General features: G+C 60.0%; 21 protein-coding genes. 14 read left to right on the top strand and 7 right to left on the bottom strand.

Features of this window, described 5'->3' with window-relative positions:
• Positions 1–43: 43 nt before the first annotated feature.
• On the top strand, positions 44–1510 hold the full coding sequence (locus FQ192_RS12275; protein WP_149658843.1) for a hypothetical protein: 1467 nt from the start codon (positions 44–46) through the stop codon (positions 1508–1510).
• 32 nt (positions 1511–1542) lie between these two features.
• On the opposite strand, the gene FQ192_RS12270 is transcribed toward FQ192_RS12275, so the two are convergent.
• On the bottom strand, positions 1543–2253 hold the full coding sequence (locus FQ192_RS12270) for an alpha/beta fold hydrolase (RefSeq protein WP_149658842.1): 711 nt from the start codon (positions 2251–2253) through the stop codon (positions 1543–1545).
• 157 nt (positions 2254–2410) lie between these two features.
• Between FQ192_RS12270 and FQ192_RS12265 the strand changes: the two genes are divergently transcribed.
• On the top strand, positions 2411–2866 hold the full coding sequence (locus tag FQ192_RS12265) for a DUF2214 family protein (protein ID WP_149658841.1): 456 nt from the start codon (positions 2411–2413) through the stop codon (positions 2864–2866).
• A 185-nt stretch (positions 2867–3051) separates the two neighbouring features.
• On the opposite strand, the gene csrA is transcribed toward FQ192_RS12265, so the two are convergent.
• Entirely contained in the window at positions 3052–3246 is a 195-nt protein-coding gene (gene csrA / locus FQ192_RS12260; protein ID WP_007938114.1) for a carbon storage regulator CsrA, read from the bottom strand.
• 249 nt (positions 3247–3495) lie between these two features.
• On the opposite strand from csrA, the gene FQ192_RS12255 reads away from it, so the two are divergent.
• Positions 3496–3873, top strand: coding sequence for an SPOR domain-containing protein (locus tag FQ192_RS12255; protein ID WP_149658840.1), 378 nt, complete (start codon positions 3496–3498; stop codon positions 3871–3873).
• Between the two features lie 104 nt (positions 3874–3977).
• The gene (locus FQ192_RS12250) at positions 3978–4880 is read left to right on the top strand and encodes a siderophore-interacting protein (protein ID WP_149658839.1); all 903 of its coding nucleotides are present in this window, start codon (positions 3978–3980) and stop codon (positions 4878–4880) included.
• A 56-nt stretch (positions 4881–4936) separates the two neighbouring features.
• Here the strand turns inward: FQ192_RS12250 and FQ192_RS12245 are convergent, their stop codons facing one another.
• From FQ192_RS12245 to FQ192_RS12235, 3 genes are all read right to left on the bottom strand, one after another.
• Positions 4937–5626, bottom strand: coding sequence for an endonuclease (locus FQ192_RS12245; protein ID WP_149658838.1), 690 nt, complete (start codon positions 5624–5626; stop codon positions 4937–4939).
• Positions 5627–5630: 4 nt separating this feature from the next.
• Positions 5631–5921 carry a DUF1654 domain-containing protein gene (locus tag FQ192_RS12240; protein WP_149658837.1) on the bottom strand — a complete coding sequence of 97 codons (291 nt, stop codon included), beginning with the start codon at positions 5919–5921 and terminating at the stop codon, positions 5631–5633.
• 156 nt (positions 5922–6077) lie between these two features.
• Positions 6078–7166, bottom strand: coding sequence for an asparaginase (locus FQ192_RS12235; RefSeq protein WP_149658836.1), 1089 nt, complete (start codon positions 7164–7166; stop codon positions 6078–6080).
• 348 nt (positions 7167–7514) lie between these two features.
• On the opposite strand from FQ192_RS12235, the gene FQ192_RS12230 reads away from it, so the two are divergent.
• The 8 genes from FQ192_RS12230 to FQ192_RS12195 all read left to right on the top strand — a co-directional run bounded on the left by FQ192_RS12230 (position 7515) and on the right by FQ192_RS12195 (position 15162).
• Positions 7515–7979 (top strand): hypothetical protein, encoded by a 465-nt coding sequence (locus FQ192_RS12230; protein ID WP_133836994.1) that lies wholly within the window; start codon positions 7515–7517, stop codon positions 7977–7979.
• A gap of 194 nt (positions 7980–8173) precedes the next feature.
• Positions 8174–9127 (top strand): sugar ABC transporter substrate-binding protein, encoded by a 954-nt coding sequence (locus FQ192_RS12225; RefSeq protein ID WP_149658835.1) that lies wholly within the window; start codon positions 8174–8176, stop codon positions 9125–9127.
• Between the two features lie 56 nt (positions 9128–9183).
• Positions 9184–10737 (top strand): sugar ABC transporter ATP-binding protein, encoded by a 1554-nt coding sequence (locus tag FQ192_RS12220; protein WP_149658834.1) that lies wholly within the window; start codon positions 9184–9186, stop codon positions 10735–10737.
• On the top strand, positions 10734–11711 hold the full coding sequence (locus FQ192_RS12215; RefSeq protein WP_123599265.1) for an ABC transporter permease: 978 nt from the start codon (positions 10734–10736) through the stop codon (positions 11709–11711). The genes FQ192_RS12220 and FQ192_RS12215 overlap by 4 nt, the downstream gene beginning before the upstream one ends.
• 3 nt (positions 11712–11714) lie before the next feature.
• Positions 11715–12734 carry a LacI family DNA-binding transcriptional regulator gene (locus FQ192_RS12210; RefSeq protein WP_149658833.1) on the top strand — a complete coding sequence of 340 codons (1020 nt, stop codon included), beginning with the start codon at positions 11715–11717 and terminating at the stop codon, positions 12732–12734.
• 36 nt (positions 12735–12770) lie between these two features.
• On the top strand, positions 12771–13688 hold the full coding sequence (rbsK, locus tag FQ192_RS12205; protein WP_149658832.1) for a ribokinase: 918 nt from the start codon (positions 12771–12773) through the stop codon (positions 13686–13688).
• Entirely contained in the window at positions 13685–14089 is a 405-nt protein-coding gene (gene rbsD, locus FQ192_RS12200; RefSeq protein ID WP_149658831.1) for a D-ribose pyranase, read from the top strand. Before rbsK ends, rbsD begins: the two co-directional genes overlap by 4 nt.
• Before the next feature lie 44 nt (positions 14090–14133).
• Positions 14134–15162 (top strand): nucleoside hydrolase, encoded by a 1029-nt coding sequence (locus FQ192_RS12195; protein ID WP_149658830.1) that lies wholly within the window; start codon positions 14134–14136, stop codon positions 15160–15162.
• 32 nt (positions 15163–15194) lie between these two features.
• On the opposite strand, the gene FQ192_RS12190 is transcribed toward FQ192_RS12195, so the two are convergent.
• Complete coding sequence (locus FQ192_RS12190; protein WP_149658829.1) at positions 15195–15407, bottom strand: hypothetical protein; 213 nt, start codon at positions 15405–15407, stop codon at positions 15195–15197.
• A 131-nt stretch (positions 15408–15538) separates the two neighbouring features.
• On the opposite strand from FQ192_RS12190, the gene FQ192_RS12185 reads away from it, so the two are divergent.
• Together FQ192_RS12185 and FQ192_RS12180 are read left to right on the top strand one after the other, a co-directional pair.
• Positions 15539–15844: a hypothetical protein gene (locus FQ192_RS12185; protein WP_133837002.1), complete on the top strand. Its 306-nt coding sequence runs from the start codon at positions 15539–15541 to the stop codon at positions 15842–15844.
• Between the two features lie 166 nt (positions 15845–16010).
• The gene (locus tag FQ192_RS12180; RefSeq protein WP_149658828.1) at positions 16011–16331 is read left to right on the top strand and encodes an I78 family peptidase inhibitor; all 321 of its coding nucleotides are present in this window, start codon (positions 16011–16013) and stop codon (positions 16329–16331) included.
• A 73-nt stretch (positions 16332–16404) separates the two neighbouring features.
• On the opposite strand, the gene FQ192_RS12175 is transcribed toward FQ192_RS12180, so the two are convergent.
• Complete coding sequence (locus FQ192_RS12175; protein WP_003179963.1) at positions 16405–16617, bottom strand: cold-shock protein; 213 nt, start codon at positions 16615–16617, stop codon at positions 16405–16407.
• Positions 16618–16683 lie beyond the last annotated feature (66 nt).

Genomic DNA, 16683 nt, shown 5'->3' with positions numbered 1-16683 from the left:
TTTTCTGATGCCCGATTATTGAAAACACACACGAGGATTGACCATGGACTCGATATCTCCCAGCCGCACGCAGCCTTTGCTTCAACACGAAATGCAGGCGCTCGGCGCCTCCACTTCCGCCAGCGCTGCCACGGCGATAACCAACGGCGAGCCACAGGCCCTGACAGACCTGAAAGCAAAAATGACCGAGTTGTTCAGGGGGGACCGCACCGAAGAAAACGGTGCTCAGATGGATGCGTTGGTGCAGGGGCGGGCCAACAAGCTGCATGAAATGGGGATTGACTCGAACGCGGTCGATCTGTTGCTGGACAAGGCCGAACGCATGGACCGGGTGACGGTTCCGACCCAGGGCGCCGTGGGCGGCTTGCCGTTCGGCGTGGTGACCGTGGTGCTCGACAAAGTGCCCGGGGTGACGGCCGATGCTGTCGGGAATCCGGGCTATACCGGTTTCATTGCCGGGGCCATGTCGGGGGCGGCCGATGTGGTGGGCGCGGGGCTGCTGACCAAGGCGACCGAAGATTCGATGTGGCTCAAGGCGCCGGCCGACAAGCTTGAGGACATCATGGCCGCCTCGCAGAAGACCAAGACCGAGGCCAATCCGCTCAAGCAGGCCGGGCAAAGCGCCACGGCACTGCAGACCTTTACCGTGCGTAACGTCGCGCGCCTGGCTGTCGCGGCATCGCTCAATGCCACGGTCGGGCCCAAGGCTGCGGCGGCGGCAGATACGGCCATTGGTTCGTTGGGCGGCATGGCTGCCGGCTCTGGCTATGCCATGCTCATGCATAAACATCAAAAAGCCGCAGGTCTGGTCGGTGGGGCGCAGTTGTTCGGGCGTAAAGACTGGGAAAAGCAAATCATTGAACTGAGAGATTGCAGTCCCTCCCGGCAATACATCAACGGCGCCAAACGCGCCGCCAAATTTCCCCTGGACGTTGCGACCGATACCTTGAGTTCTGTGCGCAAGGTTTTTGAAGGCGGCAACCTCCTGACTAATGGCGGTGCGTTGGCAGGCGGTTTCGCGTTGACGAGCATGGCGCGAAACGCGGCCAAGACCGCGGCGCTCAGTCACGGGTTGCCGGCGGGGGCCGTTGCCGCAGCGGACCATGCGGTCAACGTCGCGGGTTCGGCATTGACCTTCGCCGCCTACGGTGCCGCGGGTGTGCTGGCCGGAAAAGCGACGGACAAAGGCGTCAAGGTGATTCAGGAAGACATTCCACCCAAGGCGCAGAAACTGGCGGACGGTGCCCAGAAAGGCATTGAGACCGGGGCGAAGGCCACCGGCAAGTTTGCCGGCGACACCTATGACTCGGCCAAGGCAGGCTTGGCCGAGGCCGGCACAGCGATTGGTGATGCCTACACCTCTGGCACGACGGCCATCGGGGAAGCCTACGACTCCGGCACGACAGCGCTTGGCAATGTGGCGCGTTCCGGGGCCGACAGGGTGGGCGAGCTGGCCGAGCGTTCGGGGTTGCGCCGACGCCAGGATCCTCCCAATGGTAACCCGGCCTGACGCAACGCCCGGATGTGCAAGCACCGGGGACTTCAACCGGTTTGCCGCGCTTGCAGAAACCCGATGACGAGGCTCGCCGCTTCATCGGGTGCGGCCTGAAGCAGGCAGTGCGGCGCGTTGACGTCGAGCACTTGCACGTGCGGCTTCTGTTCCACGATCCACTGCGCGGCAGCCTCGGGCACCACGCGGTCCCGGGTGGCGCGTAGATACACCGTGGGCACCTCGATGTGGGCAAGCTGCGCCGACACATCGACGCCGAGCACCGACCGCAGTCGTGCGCGCATTACCGAGGGGCTGACCTGATTGATCGCTCGGCTCAGGGCCATGCGCAAGGCAGGGGTGGAGAATCGACCGAGCAGCAGTGGGCTGAACCACCCGGCAGGCACGGCGCCAATCGGCAGGAGGTTGACCAGCCAGCTCAAACGATTGAACAGCGGTCGCGGGTTTCGGGCAAACGTGCAGCAGAGCACCAGCCCGACTTGTTGTGGTAGGCGCAAAGCCGTGAGGGCGAGGGCGATCGGTCCCGAGAAGGATTCACCGAGTAATACGAACGGGCGATCGGTGGGCAGCGACTGCCTGGCAAGGGCTTGCAGTTCCTCGTAACTCAGCGGGATGTCGCTGGGGTAGGTCACGACAATGACGTCGCAGGCGTGCCCGAGGGCTGACACGAACGGTTCGAACAGTTCACCTGTGCCATCCATTCCCGGCAGCAGGACAAGCGTCGGCAGGTTTGATCGGTCCATGTGTTCCTTCCTTGGCGAGTCGCCATTCTGGCCCATTTGACTCAGCGCATGCTGGTCAGAATTGGCCTCTTTTTCTGTGGGACGCCGGCAGGCAGATCTCCAGGTTTTGGGCTACTACTGACAAGCCTTTTTCCATTTCCCTGTCAGGAGCTTCCTTATGTTGTTTCATTGGTTTCTTGCGGCGATCCACCTCTTGGCATTTGCCATGGGCCTCTGGGGCGTGCTGACCCGAGGCACGGCTTTAAGCCGCCTGGCCGCAGGCACGGCGCCGGTCCGTAACGTGCTGGTGGCCGATAACGTGTGGGGGATTTCGGCGGGGATATTGCTGGTCACCGGTTTGATGCGGGCGTTTGGCGGGTATGAAAAAGGCACCGACTATTACCTGCATCAGCCGCTGTTTCACCTCAAGATGACGCTGTTCGTGATCATCCTGCTGCTCGAGCTGGCGCCGATGATCACCTTGATCAAGTGGCGGATCGCCTTGGGGCGGGGCACGGCAATTGATTTGGGGCGGGCGAAACTGTTCGCCCGCATCAGCCATGTCGAAGCGTTGTTGTTGATGCTGATGGTGATTGCGGCCACCGGCATGGCTCGGGCGGTGACCTTCGGGTAGCAGTGCCGGATTCGTCGGGGTTAAAGCGAAAAGTCTGACAGCCATGGCGTAGCCGAAGCCGTTAGTATCGGCCTCACGAAATGCGGGAAGAATTGAGGGACGAGCGTTCAACAAAATACCGAGCATGAATCTTTAGCCAGCCATTGCGCTGAAGCGAACGGGCTGGCTGCTGACTGCAACAGGATTCAGGGTGTTTGCGGCTTGTCTGGAGCGGTCAGGCCAGCCTGAATGCGTTGATAGATCTCTTCGCGATGCACGGCAACGTCTTTCGGAGCGTTGATGCCGATCCTGACTTGCTGGCCGCTAACGCCCAGAATGGTGATAGTGATGTCATCACCGATGTTTATGCTTTCACCGACTTTGCGGGTGAGTATCAGCATGGTCTTCTCCTTGATTGCTTTGTAGGGCACCTGATTCAGACAGTGCAGAGGTCGGTGTAGTTATAGATTAGTGCGAAGTCTCACGGTTTGGGTGCCTCTTTCTGACGCGCAGATGCTGCATTAATTCCCAAGGCGTAACTATACAGAGGCCGCAACCATGATTCTCGTTGTTTTATGCCCATTTTGCGGCACTCGGGAAGTATTCATGAATGCTAAAATCCGCGCTTTTGGCATTCAGAGGGAAGCGTTGTGCGCAAAATGGCCTTGGTAATCGCAGTATTGGCGTTGGCAGGATGTGGTGAAGGCAAGGATGCGAGCGCTCAAAAAACGCCATCCGCGACGGTTTCCGCACCGGTAACGCCCCCCGTCGTTGCAGCGGGTCCGCAATGGGATCTCGAAGTGCGCGGCGAAACAACCCAGGCGGTCAGCGACCTGAGCGGCTGGTTGATCGAGCACAGCTTCGTGTCCAATGTGGTCCGGGAAAACGGCAAGGACCGGATCCTGCTCGGTCCGTTCGCTACCAAAGCCGAAGCTGAGGCCCGCCAGGCCGACTTGAACGCGGCCCTGACCCGGGCGAAAAAGATGAACATCGAATCGCTGATCATCGAGCGTCCGGCGGCGCAATAACCGCGCATTTGTTCAGGCGCCGTTCAGCGGGGAATCCTAAAGGGTGTCCACGGTGACTCGTATCTATACGTAGTCATTGTCGATTCCCAGAAGGAGCTCCCCCTATGGCCTCCACCCATCCTTACAAAATGTTCGACGCGGTCTTGCGCCGCAAACAGACCCTGAGCCCGCACATGATGCGCGTCACCCTGGCCGGGCCGATGGTCACCGAAATGGCCACTTGGGCACCGGATCAACGGGTGAAGCTGTTCTTTCCGGCAGAAGACGGATCGCCCGCCAGTCTGGCGCATGACGATGGTTGGTACGCCCGCTACCGCTTAATGCCGGTGGCCCAGCGTCCGGCGATGCGCACCTACACCATCCGTCATTTACGTGCCGAGCAGGGCGAAGTCGATATCGATTTCGTGTTGCACGGTGAAACCGGCCCGGCGTCCCGTTGGGCCATCCGTGCGCTGCCGGGCGCCTCGATCCAGATCACCGCGCCGGATCGGCATTTTTCGGCGCAGGATGCGGGCGGTTTCGAATGGAAGCCGCCTCAGGCACTCAAGCAAGTGTTGCTGATCGCTGATGGAACTGCGTTGCCGGCAGCACTCGGGATACTCGATGAGCTGGCGGCCATGGCCGAGCCGCCGGTGACCCAGGCTTTCTTTGAAGTCGACAGCCGGGAAGATGCCTTGCCGGTGCCGGACTGGCCCGGGCTGTCTGTTGAATGGCTGATTCGGGGCCACGCGGGCGCGGGGTCGCTGATGGTCGAGGCCGTCCAGCGGGCAAACCTGCCGACATTGACCTCCAAAGCATCCGAAACAGTGGAATTGGCGCCAGTCGATGTCGACGGGGACATCCTCTGGGAAACCTCCGACTCGGCCAGTGAGGGTTTCTACGGCTGGATCGCCGGGGAGACGGTCGCGGTGATGAGCCTGCGCAAGTACTTGATCAAGGAACGCGGCATTCCCCGTGAGTCGCTCAACCTGATGGGCTACTGGCGCTACAACAAAGTCGGCGGTTAGAACGAACAAAGGCCTCGGGTTTTAAAACCCGAGGCCTTTGCGTTTCCAGCATGTGTTCAACTGCAGGCTTTCATGTCCACCGGGCCGACAAACTCGTTGCCGCGTCCCATCACGCACGCCACGCTTTGATTGCGCTGACGCTCCCAGGTTTGCACCGGGTAGGTCTTGTTCCAGGCTTCATACAATTGGCGATCCTGTTTGGACAAGCGCAAACCGTACTGCTTGCTCATGTAGAAATACGTCCGGGCGATCATCCCGCGAATCGAAGGGCGGGGCATGACCTTCTTCGCCTTGAAGTCGACCTGGGTCAGGCACGAACCGTATTGACCCGATTGCACCGGCAGCCAGCCAAAGCTGAAGTTGCTGCGGTCGCCATTCACCTCACCGATGCTCGGCACCAGGTTGTGCAAATCGGCCTCGGCCTTTTGATAAACCGGATCGTAACGCGTGCAGTTCTTGCGTCCGCCCGACTGCCAGCACTGACGCTGATGGCCGATCTGCCACGCCGGAACAATGTGTTCCCACTCAATGCGAGCGGCCCGCTTGGCACTTTTGCGCGGCACATAACCGCAGGCGGCGAGGTCCACCTTGTTGCCGGTGTATTTGCAGCCGCAATAAAACTCGGTGGATTGCGGTGCGTAAAGTTTCCAGGCGACCTTCTTGGCTTCGTTGAAGGTACGGGGCGCGGCAGCCTGGGCGCCCGTGGCGATGAACAGAAGCAGCAAAGCTAAACAACGGACACTCATTGACTCAATCTTCCTTCGGCACAACCCAGAAAATCTGCACGCCGCCATCGTCGCGATAGGCGAGGGTGACGTTATCGTTTTCGTCGATTTCCTCGAGCAGGCGTTCCCATTCGTCCACCGGTTCGTCGGGCAGGCGAAAGATCAAGGCCGCTTTGGCCTTCTGGGCACTTTGGGAATTGATGATTTTTTGAACGCGCAGACCCATGCGTTCAAAGGAGTCAGGAGAGGCAGAGGGAGAGGCCACGGAATTATCCTTATTAAGCTGTACGTGCATACAGTATTTAACTGTAGGCATTTTCGCAACTGCTTAAATTTCAAGAAAATCCTCTGACAGTAGTTTTTTCCGTTTGGTGTAGGACGCTGGAGATTATTTTGTTGGACGCTAGCCACTCACCCATTTGGGCGAGTGGCGCAAGCGGTGCCCGACCGGAACCGGTCGGGCGAGGGTGGATCAGTATTCCCAGAACATCCGTTGCAGCTCTTTGCTGTCGTTGGTCTTGGTCAGCGCGACCATGGCCAGGATGCGTGCTTTCTGTGGGTTCAAGTCATGCGCCACCACCCAGTCGTACTTGTCGTCAGGCTGTTCAGCGTTACGCAGCACGAAGCCGCCGGCGTTGACGTGGGACGAACGGATGATTTGCACGCCATCCTTGCGCAGGGCTTGCAAGGTGGGAACGACGCGCGAAGACACCGAACCGTTGCCGGTGCCGGCATGGATGATCGCTTTGGCGCCCGATTGGGCCAGGGCTTTGTAGGCGGTATCGCTGACGTTGCCGTAGGAATAGGCGATTTCTACGTCAGGCAGGCTCTTGATGTTCTTGATGTCGAATTCCGAGTCCATGGTGTGGCGCTTGGCCGGCAGGCGGAACCAGTAGGATTTGCCTTCGACCACCATGCCCAGCGGGCCCCAGGCACTTTTGAAGGCCTCGGTCTTGATGTTGATCATTTTGCTGACATCGCGTCCGGACTGGATTTCATCGTTCATGGTCACCAGTACGCCTTTGCCGCGTGCTTCTTTGCTGCTGGCCACGGCCACGGCGTTGTACAGGTTCAGCATGCCGTCGGCCGACATCGCGGTGCCTGGACGCATGGAGCCGACCACGATGATCGGCTTGTCGGTTTTTTCCACCAGGTTCAGGAAGTAGGCGGTTTCTTCCAGGGTGTCGGTGCCGTGGGTGATGACGATGCCATCGACGTCTTTGCTGTCGGCCAGTTCCGCCACGCGGCGGCCCAGTTGCAGCAGGTTGTCGTTGGTGATGCTTTCGGAGGCGATCTGCATGACTTGTTCGCCACGCACGTTAGCCAGTTGGCTGAGTTCCGGTACGCCGGCGATCAGTTGCTCGATACCGACCTTGGCCGCCTGGTAGGTGGCGCTGTTGGCCGCGCTGGCGCCAGCGCCGGCAATGGTGCCACCGGTGGCCAGGACGACGACGTTAGCCAGTTTCTGTTGGGTTTCGGCTTCTTTTGCCTGAAGGGCGGTGGGCAGGAGCAGCAGGAGGGCCAAAGCGCCCGGAATAAAGGTGTTGAAAGCAGATTTCATTATTTTCTCTCTAGTAGTGAGACGGTGCTGATGCAGGTTCATCTAGATACGCCCCCGGCGGATCTGAACGCCTGGGGTGCACGAGAAGGAGCAGGATCTGTACCAGCGCTACTGTGAATGAGAGAAAACTTTAAGTTGATGATTTATATCAGTATTTACGCGGACGGCAGTGAAGTCCAACAAGCTGCTGTCCGGGTTTCCGAATACGTTGAGTATTTACGTTCGGTTGTCCGAAAGGGCCTACGATCTTTGCTGATTTGATTACCTTGCTGAATGTCGAATCCGTGCTTAAGAAAATGCCGCGCTGGTCGATGGTTATCTAAAGGGATCTTTCTTTCAGGAGTGGACATGTCGTTATCAGTTGGTCTTCCCAACCCCGCAGGCGTCACCATTGGTGGCAAATCCGCTGCGACGATCCGTGCGCTGAACGAGGCCGCGCAGGCCGAGGCAGACAAAGCGCTCGGCACTAAAAAAGAAGAAGACAGCAAGGTCGTCAAGACCGGCCCGGTGGGGTTGGATAAAAGCTCCGGCACCGAGGCGGCGGCCGAAGAAAAAAGCAACCAGAGTCTGGCGGTGAAAATGCTGCTCAAGCGCATGCAAGAGCTGCAACAGCAACTGCGCGAGCAACAGCAGCAATTGGCTGCGGCCCAGGCGGCGTCCTATCCGACACCGGAAGCCAAGGCCACCGTGCTCATGTCGATTCAAGGGCAGATTGCCGACACCAACGGCGCCTTGCTGGAAGTGGCCGCCAGTCTGGTCAAGGAACTGGCCAAGGGTGCCAGCACCGGATCGGTAGTCAATACCACCGCTTAAGCTATAGTTCGTTTTTGCCGGCCAGGGCACAAAATGGTCGTTTCTGATCGTTGACAAATCCTGGCAGGGTTCGCATAGTTCGGTCTACGCAAACGTTTGCGCGGCAGTCATGATGGCTCGATCCACTCTGACTGCCCTGTCGCCTGCGCCAGCGCAAGCGTTGCTCACAATAATCATAAGATCGGAGTGAACCCATGAAGCTGCCATTCGCTGGACGTCTTCTCGCTGTCGCTATGCTGGCTGCCGCATCCGCCGCGTTGCCCCTCTCTTCGGCTTTCGCCGACACTGAAAAACCTAAAGTCGCGCTGGTCATGAAATCCCTGGCCAACGAATTCTTCCTGACCATGGAAGACGGCGCCAAGGCCTATCAGAAAGACCATACCGCTGATTTCGACCTGATCTCCAACGGGATCAAGGACGAAACCGATACCGCCGGCCAAACGCGCATCGTCGAGCAAATGATCCTGGCCAAGGTCAATGCGCTGGTCATCGCGCCGGCTGACTCCAAGGCCATGGTGCCGGTGATCAAGAAAGCCGTCGACGCCGGTATCACCGTGATCAACATCGACAACCAACTCGACCCGGCCGTGGTCAAGAGCAAGAACATCACCGTTCCCTTCGTAGGCCCGGACAACCGCAAAGGCGCGCGTCTGGTGGGCGAATACCTGGCCAAGCAACTGAAGGCCGGTGACGAAGTCGGCATCATCGAAGGCGTGTCCACCACCACTAATGCCCAGCAGCGTACCGCGGGCTTTAAAGACGCGATGGAAGCGGCGAATATCAAGGTCGTATCCCTGCAGTCCGGGGACTGGGAGATCGATAAAGGCAACAAGGTTGCCGCCTCGATCCTCAGCGAATACCCGGAAGTCAAAGCCCTGCTGGCCGGTAACGACAGCATGGCCGTCGGCGCCGTTTCCGCCGTTCGCGCAGCGGGCAAGGCGGGCAAAGTGCAAGTGGTCGGCTACGACAACATCAATGCCATCAAGCCGATGCTCAAGGATGGCCGTGTCCTGGCCACCGCTGACCAGTTTGCCGCCAAGCAAGCCGTGTTCGGTATCGAGACAGCGCTGAAAATCATCAAGGGCGAGAAAGTCGACAGCGGCACCAACGGTGTGATTGAAACTCCGGTTGAGCTGGTCACCAAGTAGTCCTTCTGGCGACACAACGGCGCTCGCCCGTCCGGGCGAGCGCATGGAGAGTTTTTATGTCAGTTTCCGCCCCGAACGCTGTCCTCTCGGTCAGCGGTATCGGTAAGACCTATGCCCAACCGGTCCTGACCGGCATCGACCTGACGCTGATGCGCGGCGAAGTGCTGGCGCTGACCGGTGAGAACGGCGCCGGTAAAAGCACCCTGTCGAAGATCATTGGCGGGCTGGTCACGCCGACCACCGGCCAGATGCAATTCCAGGGTCAGGAATACCGCCCCGGCAGCCGCACCCAGGCCGAAGACCTGGGCATCCGCATGGTCATGCAAGAACTCAATCTGTTGCCGACCCTGTCGGTGGCGGAAAACCTGTTTCTCGATAACCTGCCGAGCAACGGTGGCTGGATCAGCCGCAAGCAATTGCGTAAAGCCGCGATCGAAGCGATGGCCCAGGTCGGCCTCGACGCGATTGACCCGGACACCCTGGTCGGCGAACTGGGCATCGGGCACCAGCAAATGGTCGAGATCGCCCGCAACCTGATCGGCGACTGCCATGTGCTGATCCTCGACGAACCGACCGCGATGCTTACGGCCCGTGAGGTCGAGATGCTTTTCGAACAGATCACGCGCCTGCAAGCCCGTGGCGTGTCGATCATCTACATTTCCCACCGCCTCGAAGAACTGGCGCGCGTCGCCCAGCGCATTGCGGTGCTGCGCGACGGCAACCTGGTCTGCGTCGAACCGATGGCCAACTACAACAGCGAGCAACTGGTCACCTTGATGGTCGGTCGCGAGCTGGGCGAACACATGGACATGGGCGTGCGCAAGATCGGCGCGCCAGCCTTGACGGTCAAGGGGCTGACCCGTTCCGACAAGGTGCGTGACGTGTCTTTCGAAGTCCGTGCCGGCGAGATCTACGGCATTTCCGGATTGATCGGGGCAGGGCGTACCGAGTTGCTGCGCCTGATCTTCGGCGCCGATACGGCGGACAGCGGCACGGTTGCGCTGGGGTCACCGGCCAAGGTCGTGAGCATTCGTTCCCCGGCTGACGCGGTCGCTCATGGCATCGCGCTGATCACGGAAGACCGCAAAGGCGAAGGCCTGCTGCTGACCCAATCGATCAGCGCCAACATCGCCCTGGGCAACATGCCGGTGATTTCCAGTGCGGGCGTCGTCAACAACGGTGATGAAATGGCGCTGGCCCAGCGGCAGATCGATGCCATGCGTATCCGCAGTTCCAGCCCGACGCAACTGGTGTCCGAGCTGTCCGGCGGCAACCAGCAGAAAGTCGTAATCGGCCGTTGGCTGGAGCGCGATTGTTCGGTGATGTTGTTCGACGAGCCGACCCGCGGCATCGACGTCGGCGCCAAGTTCGACATCTATGCCTTGCTCGGCGAATTGACGCGCCAGGGCAAAGCGCTGGTGGTGGTGTCCAGTGACCTGCGGGAACTGATGCTGATTTGCGACCGGATCGGCGTGTTGTCGGCGGGGCGTCTGATCGACACGTTCGAGCGCGACAGCTGGACCCAGGATGATTTGCTTGCCGCCGCTTTTGCCGGCTACCAAAAACGTGATGCGTTGCTCAACGAAGCAGCGCCTAGGGATCTTCCATGAAAACTGCAACGTCTGCCGGTAAACGTAGTGGCAATTTTTACGGCCTCGGCACCTACCTGGGCCTGGCCGGTGCCTTGCTGGCGATGGTCGCGCTGTTCTCGGTGTTGAGCAGCCATTTTCTGTCGTACGACACCTTCAGTACCCTGGCCAACCAGATTCCCGACTTGATGGTGCTGGCGGTTGGCATGACCTTCGTGCTGATCATCGGCGGCATCGACCTGTCGGTCGGTTCGGTGCTGGCACTTGCTGCGTCGGCGGTCAGCGTGGCGATTCTCGGCTGGGGCTGGAGCGTGTTGCCGGCGGCTTTGCTCGGCATGGCGGTGGCGGCATTGGCCGGGACCATTACCGGTTCGATCACCGTGGCCTGGCGGATCCCGTCGTTCATCGTGTCCCTCGGCGTGCTGGAAATGGCCCGCGGCCTGGCGTACCAGATGACCGGCTCGCGCACGGCTTACATCGGTGATGCTTTCGCCTGGCTGTCCAACCCGATTGCCTTCGGTATTTCGCCCTCGTTCATCATTGCCTTTGTGATCATCATCGTCGCCCAGGCCGTGTTGACCCGCACTGTGTTCGGTCGTTACCTGATCGGCATCGGCACTAACGAAGAAGCGGTGCGCCTGGCCGGGATCAATCCAAAGCCTTACAAGATTCTGGTATTCAGCCTGATGGGCCTGCTGGCCGGTATTGCCGCGCTGTTCCAGATTTCCCGTCTGGAAGCCGCGGACCCGAATGCCGGTTCCGGCCTGGAGCTGCAAGTGATCGCCGCCGTGGTGATCGGCGGCACCAGCCTGATGGGCGGCCGTGGCTCGGTGATCAGCACGTTCTTCGGCGTATTGATCATTTCCGTACTGGCAGCCGGCCTGGCGCAGATCGGCGCGACCGAGCCGACCAAACGCATCATCACCGGTGCGGTTATCGTGGTGGCGGTGGTCCTGGATACTTATCGCAGTCAGCGCGCAAGCCGGCGGACCTGATTCATGGCAACGATCAAGGATGTGGCGGCACTTGCCGGGATTTCCTACACCACGGTGTCCCATGTGGTGAACAAGACGCGGCCAGTCAGCGAAGAAGTGCGGGTGAAAGTCGAGGCGGCGATCAAGAGCCTCGACTACGTGCCTAGCGCCGTCGCGCGGTCGTTGAAAGCCAAAACCACGGCGACCATCGGTTTGCTGGTGCCCAACAGCCTCAACCCGTACTTCGCCGAATTGGCCCGGGGCATCGAGGATTATTGCGAGCGTAATGGCTACTGCGTGATCCTCTGCAACTCCGACGACAACCCGGACAAGCAGCGCAGCTATTTAAGGGTGCTGCTGGAAAAACGCATCGACGGCTTGATCGTGGCCTCGGCCGGTGGCGATGTCGGGCTCGCCGAAGGCCTGGCCGGCGTGCGCACGCCAATGGTGATTGTCGACCGTGGGCTGGAAGGGGTGAACGCCGACCTGGTGCGCATCGACCACGAATACGGCGCCTACCTGGCCACCCGGCACCTGCTGGAACTGGGCCACCGGGACATCGCCACCATCGGCGGGCCGGCGGATACTAGCGTGGCGCAGATGCGTCTGGCCGGTTACTGCCGGGCGTTGAAAGAGGCGGGCGTCGAAGTGCCTCGCGAGCGCATGCTGGAAAGCGACTTCACCAGTACCGGCGGCTACAGTGCGGCGGCGATCCTGCTGGAAAAGAATCCGCCCAGCGCGATTTTTGCCGGTAACGACATGATCGGTATCGGTGTGTTGCGAGCGGCCGCCGAGCGCAATATTCGAGTGCCCAGCGAGTTGTCGGTGATCGGCTTCGATGACATTCAAATGAGTCGTTATGTCTACCCGGCGCTGACCACTGTCGGCCAGTCGATCCTGCAACTGGGTGAGATGGCCGCCGAAGTGTTGTTGCGCCGGATTGCCACGCCGGACCTGGCCACCGATCAACGGATCGTGACCCCGAGCATTGTCTTGCGGGAATCGACTGCGCCGCTGGCCGGTGTGTTCTCCGAATTCCGCTGAAAGCACCGCAGAAACCGAATTAATGAGTAGTGACGTATGCCAGCAAAAGTAGTGGCAATAGGCAGCCTGAACATGGACCTGGTGACCCGGGCGCCACGGCTGCCCCGTGGCGGTGAAACGCTGATCGGCCAGTCGTTCTCTACCGTCTCCGGCGGCAAGGGTGCGAACCAGGCCGTGGCCGCCGCGCGACTGGGTGCCCAAGTGGCGATGGTCGGCTGTGTCGGGACTGATGCCTATGGCCAGGAACTGCGCGGGGCGCTGTTGGCCGAGCAGATCGATTGTCAGGCCGTCAGCCTCGTCGACGGCGCCAGCGGCGTGGCCTTGATCGTGGTCGATGACAACAGCCAGAACGCGATCGTGATTGTCGCCGGCGCCAACGGCGCGCTGACGCCTGAAGTGATCGATCGTTTCGACGCGGTATTGCAAGCGGCGGACGTGATCATCTGTCAGCTGGAAGTGCCGGATGCCACGGTCGGGCATGCGCTCAAGCGCGGTCGTGAACTGGGCAAGACCGTGATTCTCAACCCGGCGCCGGCCAGTCGTCCGCTGCCGGCGGATTGGTATGCGTCCATCGACTACCTGATCCCCAACGAAAGCGAAGCGTCGGCCCTGAGCGGGTTGCCGGTGGATTCCCTCGAAACCGCCGAAACCGCCGCCACCCGGCTGATCGGCATGGGCGCAGGCAAGGTGATCATCACCCTCGGCGCCCAAGGCTCGTTGTTTGCCGACGGCACAGGCTTCACGCATTTCCCTGCGCCAAAGGTGCAAGCGGTGGATACGACGGCGGCGGGTGACACCTTTGTCGGCGGTTTCGCCGCGGCGCTGGCGTCAGGCAAAACCGAGGCCGAGGCGATCCGTTTCGGCCAGGTCGCGGCGGCGCTGTCCGTGACCCGTGCCGGTGCCCAGCCCTCCATTCCAACCTTGTCCGACGTACAGGCCTTCAAGACACCATGAAAAAGACACCTTTGCTAAATGTCGCGCTGTCGCGGCTGATCGCCTCCCTGGGCCATGGCGACATGGTGGTGATTGGCGATGCCGGCCTGCCGGTACCGCCGGGCGTCGAACTGATCGACCTGGCCCTGACCCACGGGATTCCGGATTTCGTCAGCACCTTGAAAGTGGTGCTCAGCGAAATGCAGGTCGAGAGCCATGTGCTCGCCCAGGAGATCCTCGACAAGCAACCGGTGGCCCTGGCGACCCTGGATCAACTGAATGCCGAAGGCGAATTGGGCCAGCGCGAACTGCTCAGCCATGACCAATTCAAAGTCCTCAGCCGACAGGCGCGGGCGATTGTTCGTACCGGCGAATGCTCGCCGTACTGCAACATCGTGCTGGTGTCCGGGGTGACGTTCTAACCCGCTGTATCCCTTTCTGCTGTCCCACGCACAAGGAGTGCGCTATGCACCGCTATGCTCAGAAACTGCATCATCTGCTCCGGAGTCTGCTGCTTTTGTCCCTGATTACCGCAACAAGCGCCCAGGCGGCGGAAAAAATCGACTTGATCATCGACACCGACCCGGGTGCCGACGACGTGGTCGCCTTGCTGTTTGCCCTGGCGTCGCCGGAAGAACTGAACATCCGCGCGCTGACCACCGTGGCCGGCAACGTGCGTCTGGACAAGACCTCGCGTAACGCGCGATTGGCTCGCGAGTGGGCAGGGCGCGAAGAAGTGCCGGTCTACGCGGGCGCGCCGAAACCGCTGATGCGCACGCCGATCTACGCCGAGAACATCCATGGCAAGGAAGGCCTGTCGGGTGTCACCGTGCACGAACCGAAGAAAGGCCTGGCCGAGGGCAATGCGGTCAACTACCTGATCGATACCCTGAAAGCCGCCAAGCCCCACAGCATCACCATCGCCATGCTTGGTCCACAGACCAACCTGGCCCTGGCGCTGATCCAGGAACCTGAAATCGTTCAGGGCATCAAGGAAGTGGTGATCATGGGCGGTGCGCATTTCAATGGCGGCAACATCACCCCGGTGGCCGAGTTCAACCTGTTCGCCGACCCTCAGGCTGCGGAAGTGGTGCTCAAGAGTGGCGTGAAGCTGACCTACCTGCCGCTGGACGTGACCCACAAGATCCTCACCAGCGACGCGCGCCTGAAGCAGATCGCTGCGCTCAACAACAATGCCGGCAAGATCGTGGGCGATATTCTCAATGAATATGTCAAAGGCGATATGGAGCACTACGGCATCCCGGGTGGCCCGGTGCATGACGCCACCGTCATTGCCTACCTGCTGAAGCCGGAGCTGTTCACCGGTCGCTCGGTCAACGTAGCGATCGACAGCCGCGAAGGCATTACCTTTGGCCAGACCGTCGTTGACTGGTATGACGGCCTGAAAGCTCCGAAGAATGCCTTCTGGGTCGAGAATGGCGATGCTCAGGGCTTCTTCGACCTGCTGACCCAGCGTCTGGCTCGTCTGAAGTAAGCGTTACACCCGCAGGTGCCAGCCTGCGGGTTTTATTCCCTGCCTGACTCCACAACGCCGAGGTAATCCGCCGGGTATTTTTCGAATACCTGGGTGATGAACAACTGGGCGGCTTGTGTCCCCAATTCCTTGACCAAAAGATCGATCCCAATGATTGCCAGCTCCTCCGGGCTGCCGGGGCTGTAAGAGCTGTGGCCCTGTGCCCACTTGGCTTTGATGTCGGCGTCGATACTTACGGTGGTCATGATGGCGCTCGTGAAGTCGGAAAAGTCTGAACGTCGAGTTAACCATTTTGCGCGGCATTTGGCACTCCGACTTAGGCATGAGGGGAGGGCTATGCGACACTTGGTTTTTGATGGATTTCAAGGACCGCGCTGTGCAGATCGATTTGAACACTCCTGACGGCTTGACCCTTGAGGCCGTGCGCCAACTGCTGGCCTCTGCCAGCGATGATGAGCACACCCAGCTGCGGGTAACAAAGGGCGGCATCGCTTACATTTCGTCAGGCGTCGTCGGCGGCACCGACATCGGTGGGCTGCTGTTTCGTCTGGAGACGTGGGCCAAGGGCTCGGGGTATGTGGGAAATGTCGCGGCCAGTGACGAGGTCTGGGTCATGCAGATCTTCAACGCGTTGAAAGAGAACTGGCCGCATCCGCTTTACGACTACATCGACGTTTATTGAGCATTGTTCATATTCAGTCACGATTCAGTGGTGAACGACACGGCGATGCTCAGGCAAACTCGGCGATTGTCCAGGTCGAGGGCGGGGCGATAGCGCTGCCTGTGAAACCAAACGCCGGAATGGCGGTCGCACGAACTCAGCTTAACTATTGAATAAAGGAGGCTTCATGCCTTGGAAGCTCGCGTCATTGGGTACTTTGCTGGCCGTTGCCATGCTGGCCGGTTGCAGCACTCCCTCCACCGAGTCGGCTGCAAAGGACCCTGTGGTGACCGACACCGGCCATAGCCGTTGTGATTCAGAAGCGGCGCAATTCACCATCGGTAAAAAGGCCTCGCCGGAACTGCTGGAGCAGGCGCGTACTCGCGCAGGCGCGCAGAATGCCCGGATCCTCAAGCCCGACGATATGGTGACCATGGAATACCGTTCCGATCGCCTGAACCTGAACACCGATGACAACCTGGTGATCACGCGCGTCAACTGCGGCTGATCGCTGTACCGCTTTTGTTTCGCACATAAAAAACCCCGTCACATGGACGGGGTTTTTTTAGTGCGCCAGAAACTTACTCTGGGCGAACTTGTGCAGCTTGCATACCCTTTTGGCCTTTCTCAGCCACGAAGGAAACGGTCTGGCCTTCTTTCAGGCTTTTGAAACCGTCGCTTTCGATAGCTTTGAAGTGTACGAACAGGTCGTCACCGCCACCTTGAGGAGTGATGAAGCCGAAGCCTTTTTCATCGTTGAACCATTTAACGGTGCCGGTTTGGCGATTAGACATGGTGTATCTCCAAGAAACATATATTTTCAGTAGTACTGTGCTGCTCAGGCCAACTGGGCACACGGG

This window comes from Pseudomonas sp. ANT_J12, from assembly GCF_008370045.1.
In the GTDB taxonomy this organism is placed as follows: domain Bacteria; phylum Pseudomonadota; class Gammaproteobacteria; order Pseudomonadales; family Pseudomonadaceae; genus Aquipseudomonas.
This window is presented reverse-complemented; position numbering and strand designations above follow the sequence as displayed.

Coding starts and splice junctions, on each gene's coding strand:
- FQ192_RS12275 (WP_149658843.1), top strand. CDS start 44: ATGGACTCGATATCTCCCAGCCGCACGCAGCCTTTGCTTCAACACGAA.
- FQ192_RS12270 (WP_149658842.1), bottom strand. CDS start 2,253: ATGGACCGATCAAACCTGCCGACGCTTGTCCTGCTGCCGGGAATGGAT.
- FQ192_RS12265 (WP_149658841.1), top strand. CDS start 2,411: ATGTTGTTTCATTGGTTTCTTGCGGCGATCCACCTCTTGGCATTTGCC.
- csrA (WP_007938114.1), bottom strand. CDS start 3,246: ATGCTGATACTCACCCGCAAAGTCGGTGAAAGCATAAACATCGGTGAT.
- FQ192_RS12250 (WP_149658839.1), top strand. CDS start 3,978: ATGGCCTCCACCCATCCTTACAAAATGTTCGACGCGGTCTTGCGCCGC.
- FQ192_RS12245 (WP_149658838.1), bottom strand. CDS start 5,626: ATGAGTGTCCGTTGTTTAGCTTTGCTGCTTCTGTTCATCGCCACGGGC.
- FQ192_RS12240 (WP_149658837.1), bottom strand. CDS start 5,921: ATGCCTACAGTTAAATACTGTATGCACGTACAGCTTAATAAGGATAAT.
- FQ192_RS12235 (WP_149658836.1), bottom strand. CDS start 7,166: ATGAAATCTGCTTTCAACACCTTTATTCCGGGCGCTTTGGCCCTCCTG.
- FQ192_RS12230 (WP_133836994.1), top strand. CDS start 7,515: ATGTCGTTATCAGTTGGTCTTCCCAACCCCGCAGGCGTCACCATTGGT.
- FQ192_RS12225 (WP_149658835.1), top strand. CDS start 8,174: ATGAAGCTGCCATTCGCTGGACGTCTTCTCGCTGTCGCTATGCTGGCT.
- FQ192_RS12220 (WP_149658834.1), top strand. CDS start 9,184: ATGTCAGTTTCCGCCCCGAACGCTGTCCTCTCGGTCAGCGGTATCGGT.
- FQ192_RS12215 (WP_123599265.1), top strand. CDS start 10,734: ATGAAAACTGCAACGTCTGCCGGTAAACGTAGTGGCAATTTTTACGGC.
- FQ192_RS12210 (WP_149658833.1), top strand. CDS start 11,715: ATGGCAACGATCAAGGATGTGGCGGCACTTGCCGGGATTTCCTACACC.
- rbsK (WP_149658832.1), top strand. CDS start 12,771: ATGCCAGCAAAAGTAGTGGCAATAGGCAGCCTGAACATGGACCTGGTG.
- rbsD (WP_149658831.1), top strand. CDS start 13,685: ATGAAAAAGACACCTTTGCTAAATGTCGCGCTGTCGCGGCTGATCGCC.
- FQ192_RS12195 (WP_149658830.1), top strand. CDS start 14,134: ATGCACCGCTATGCTCAGAAACTGCATCATCTGCTCCGGAGTCTGCTG.
- FQ192_RS12190 (WP_149658829.1), bottom strand. CDS start 15,407: ATGACCACCGTAAGTATCGACGCCGACATCAAAGCCAAGTGGGCACAG.
- FQ192_RS12180 (WP_149658828.1), top strand. CDS start 16,011: ATGCCTTGGAAGCTCGCGTCATTGGGTACTTTGCTGGCCGTTGCCATG.
- FQ192_RS12175 (WP_003179963.1), bottom strand. CDS start 16,617: ATGTCTAATCGCCAAACCGGCACCGTTAAATGGTTCAACGATGAAAAA.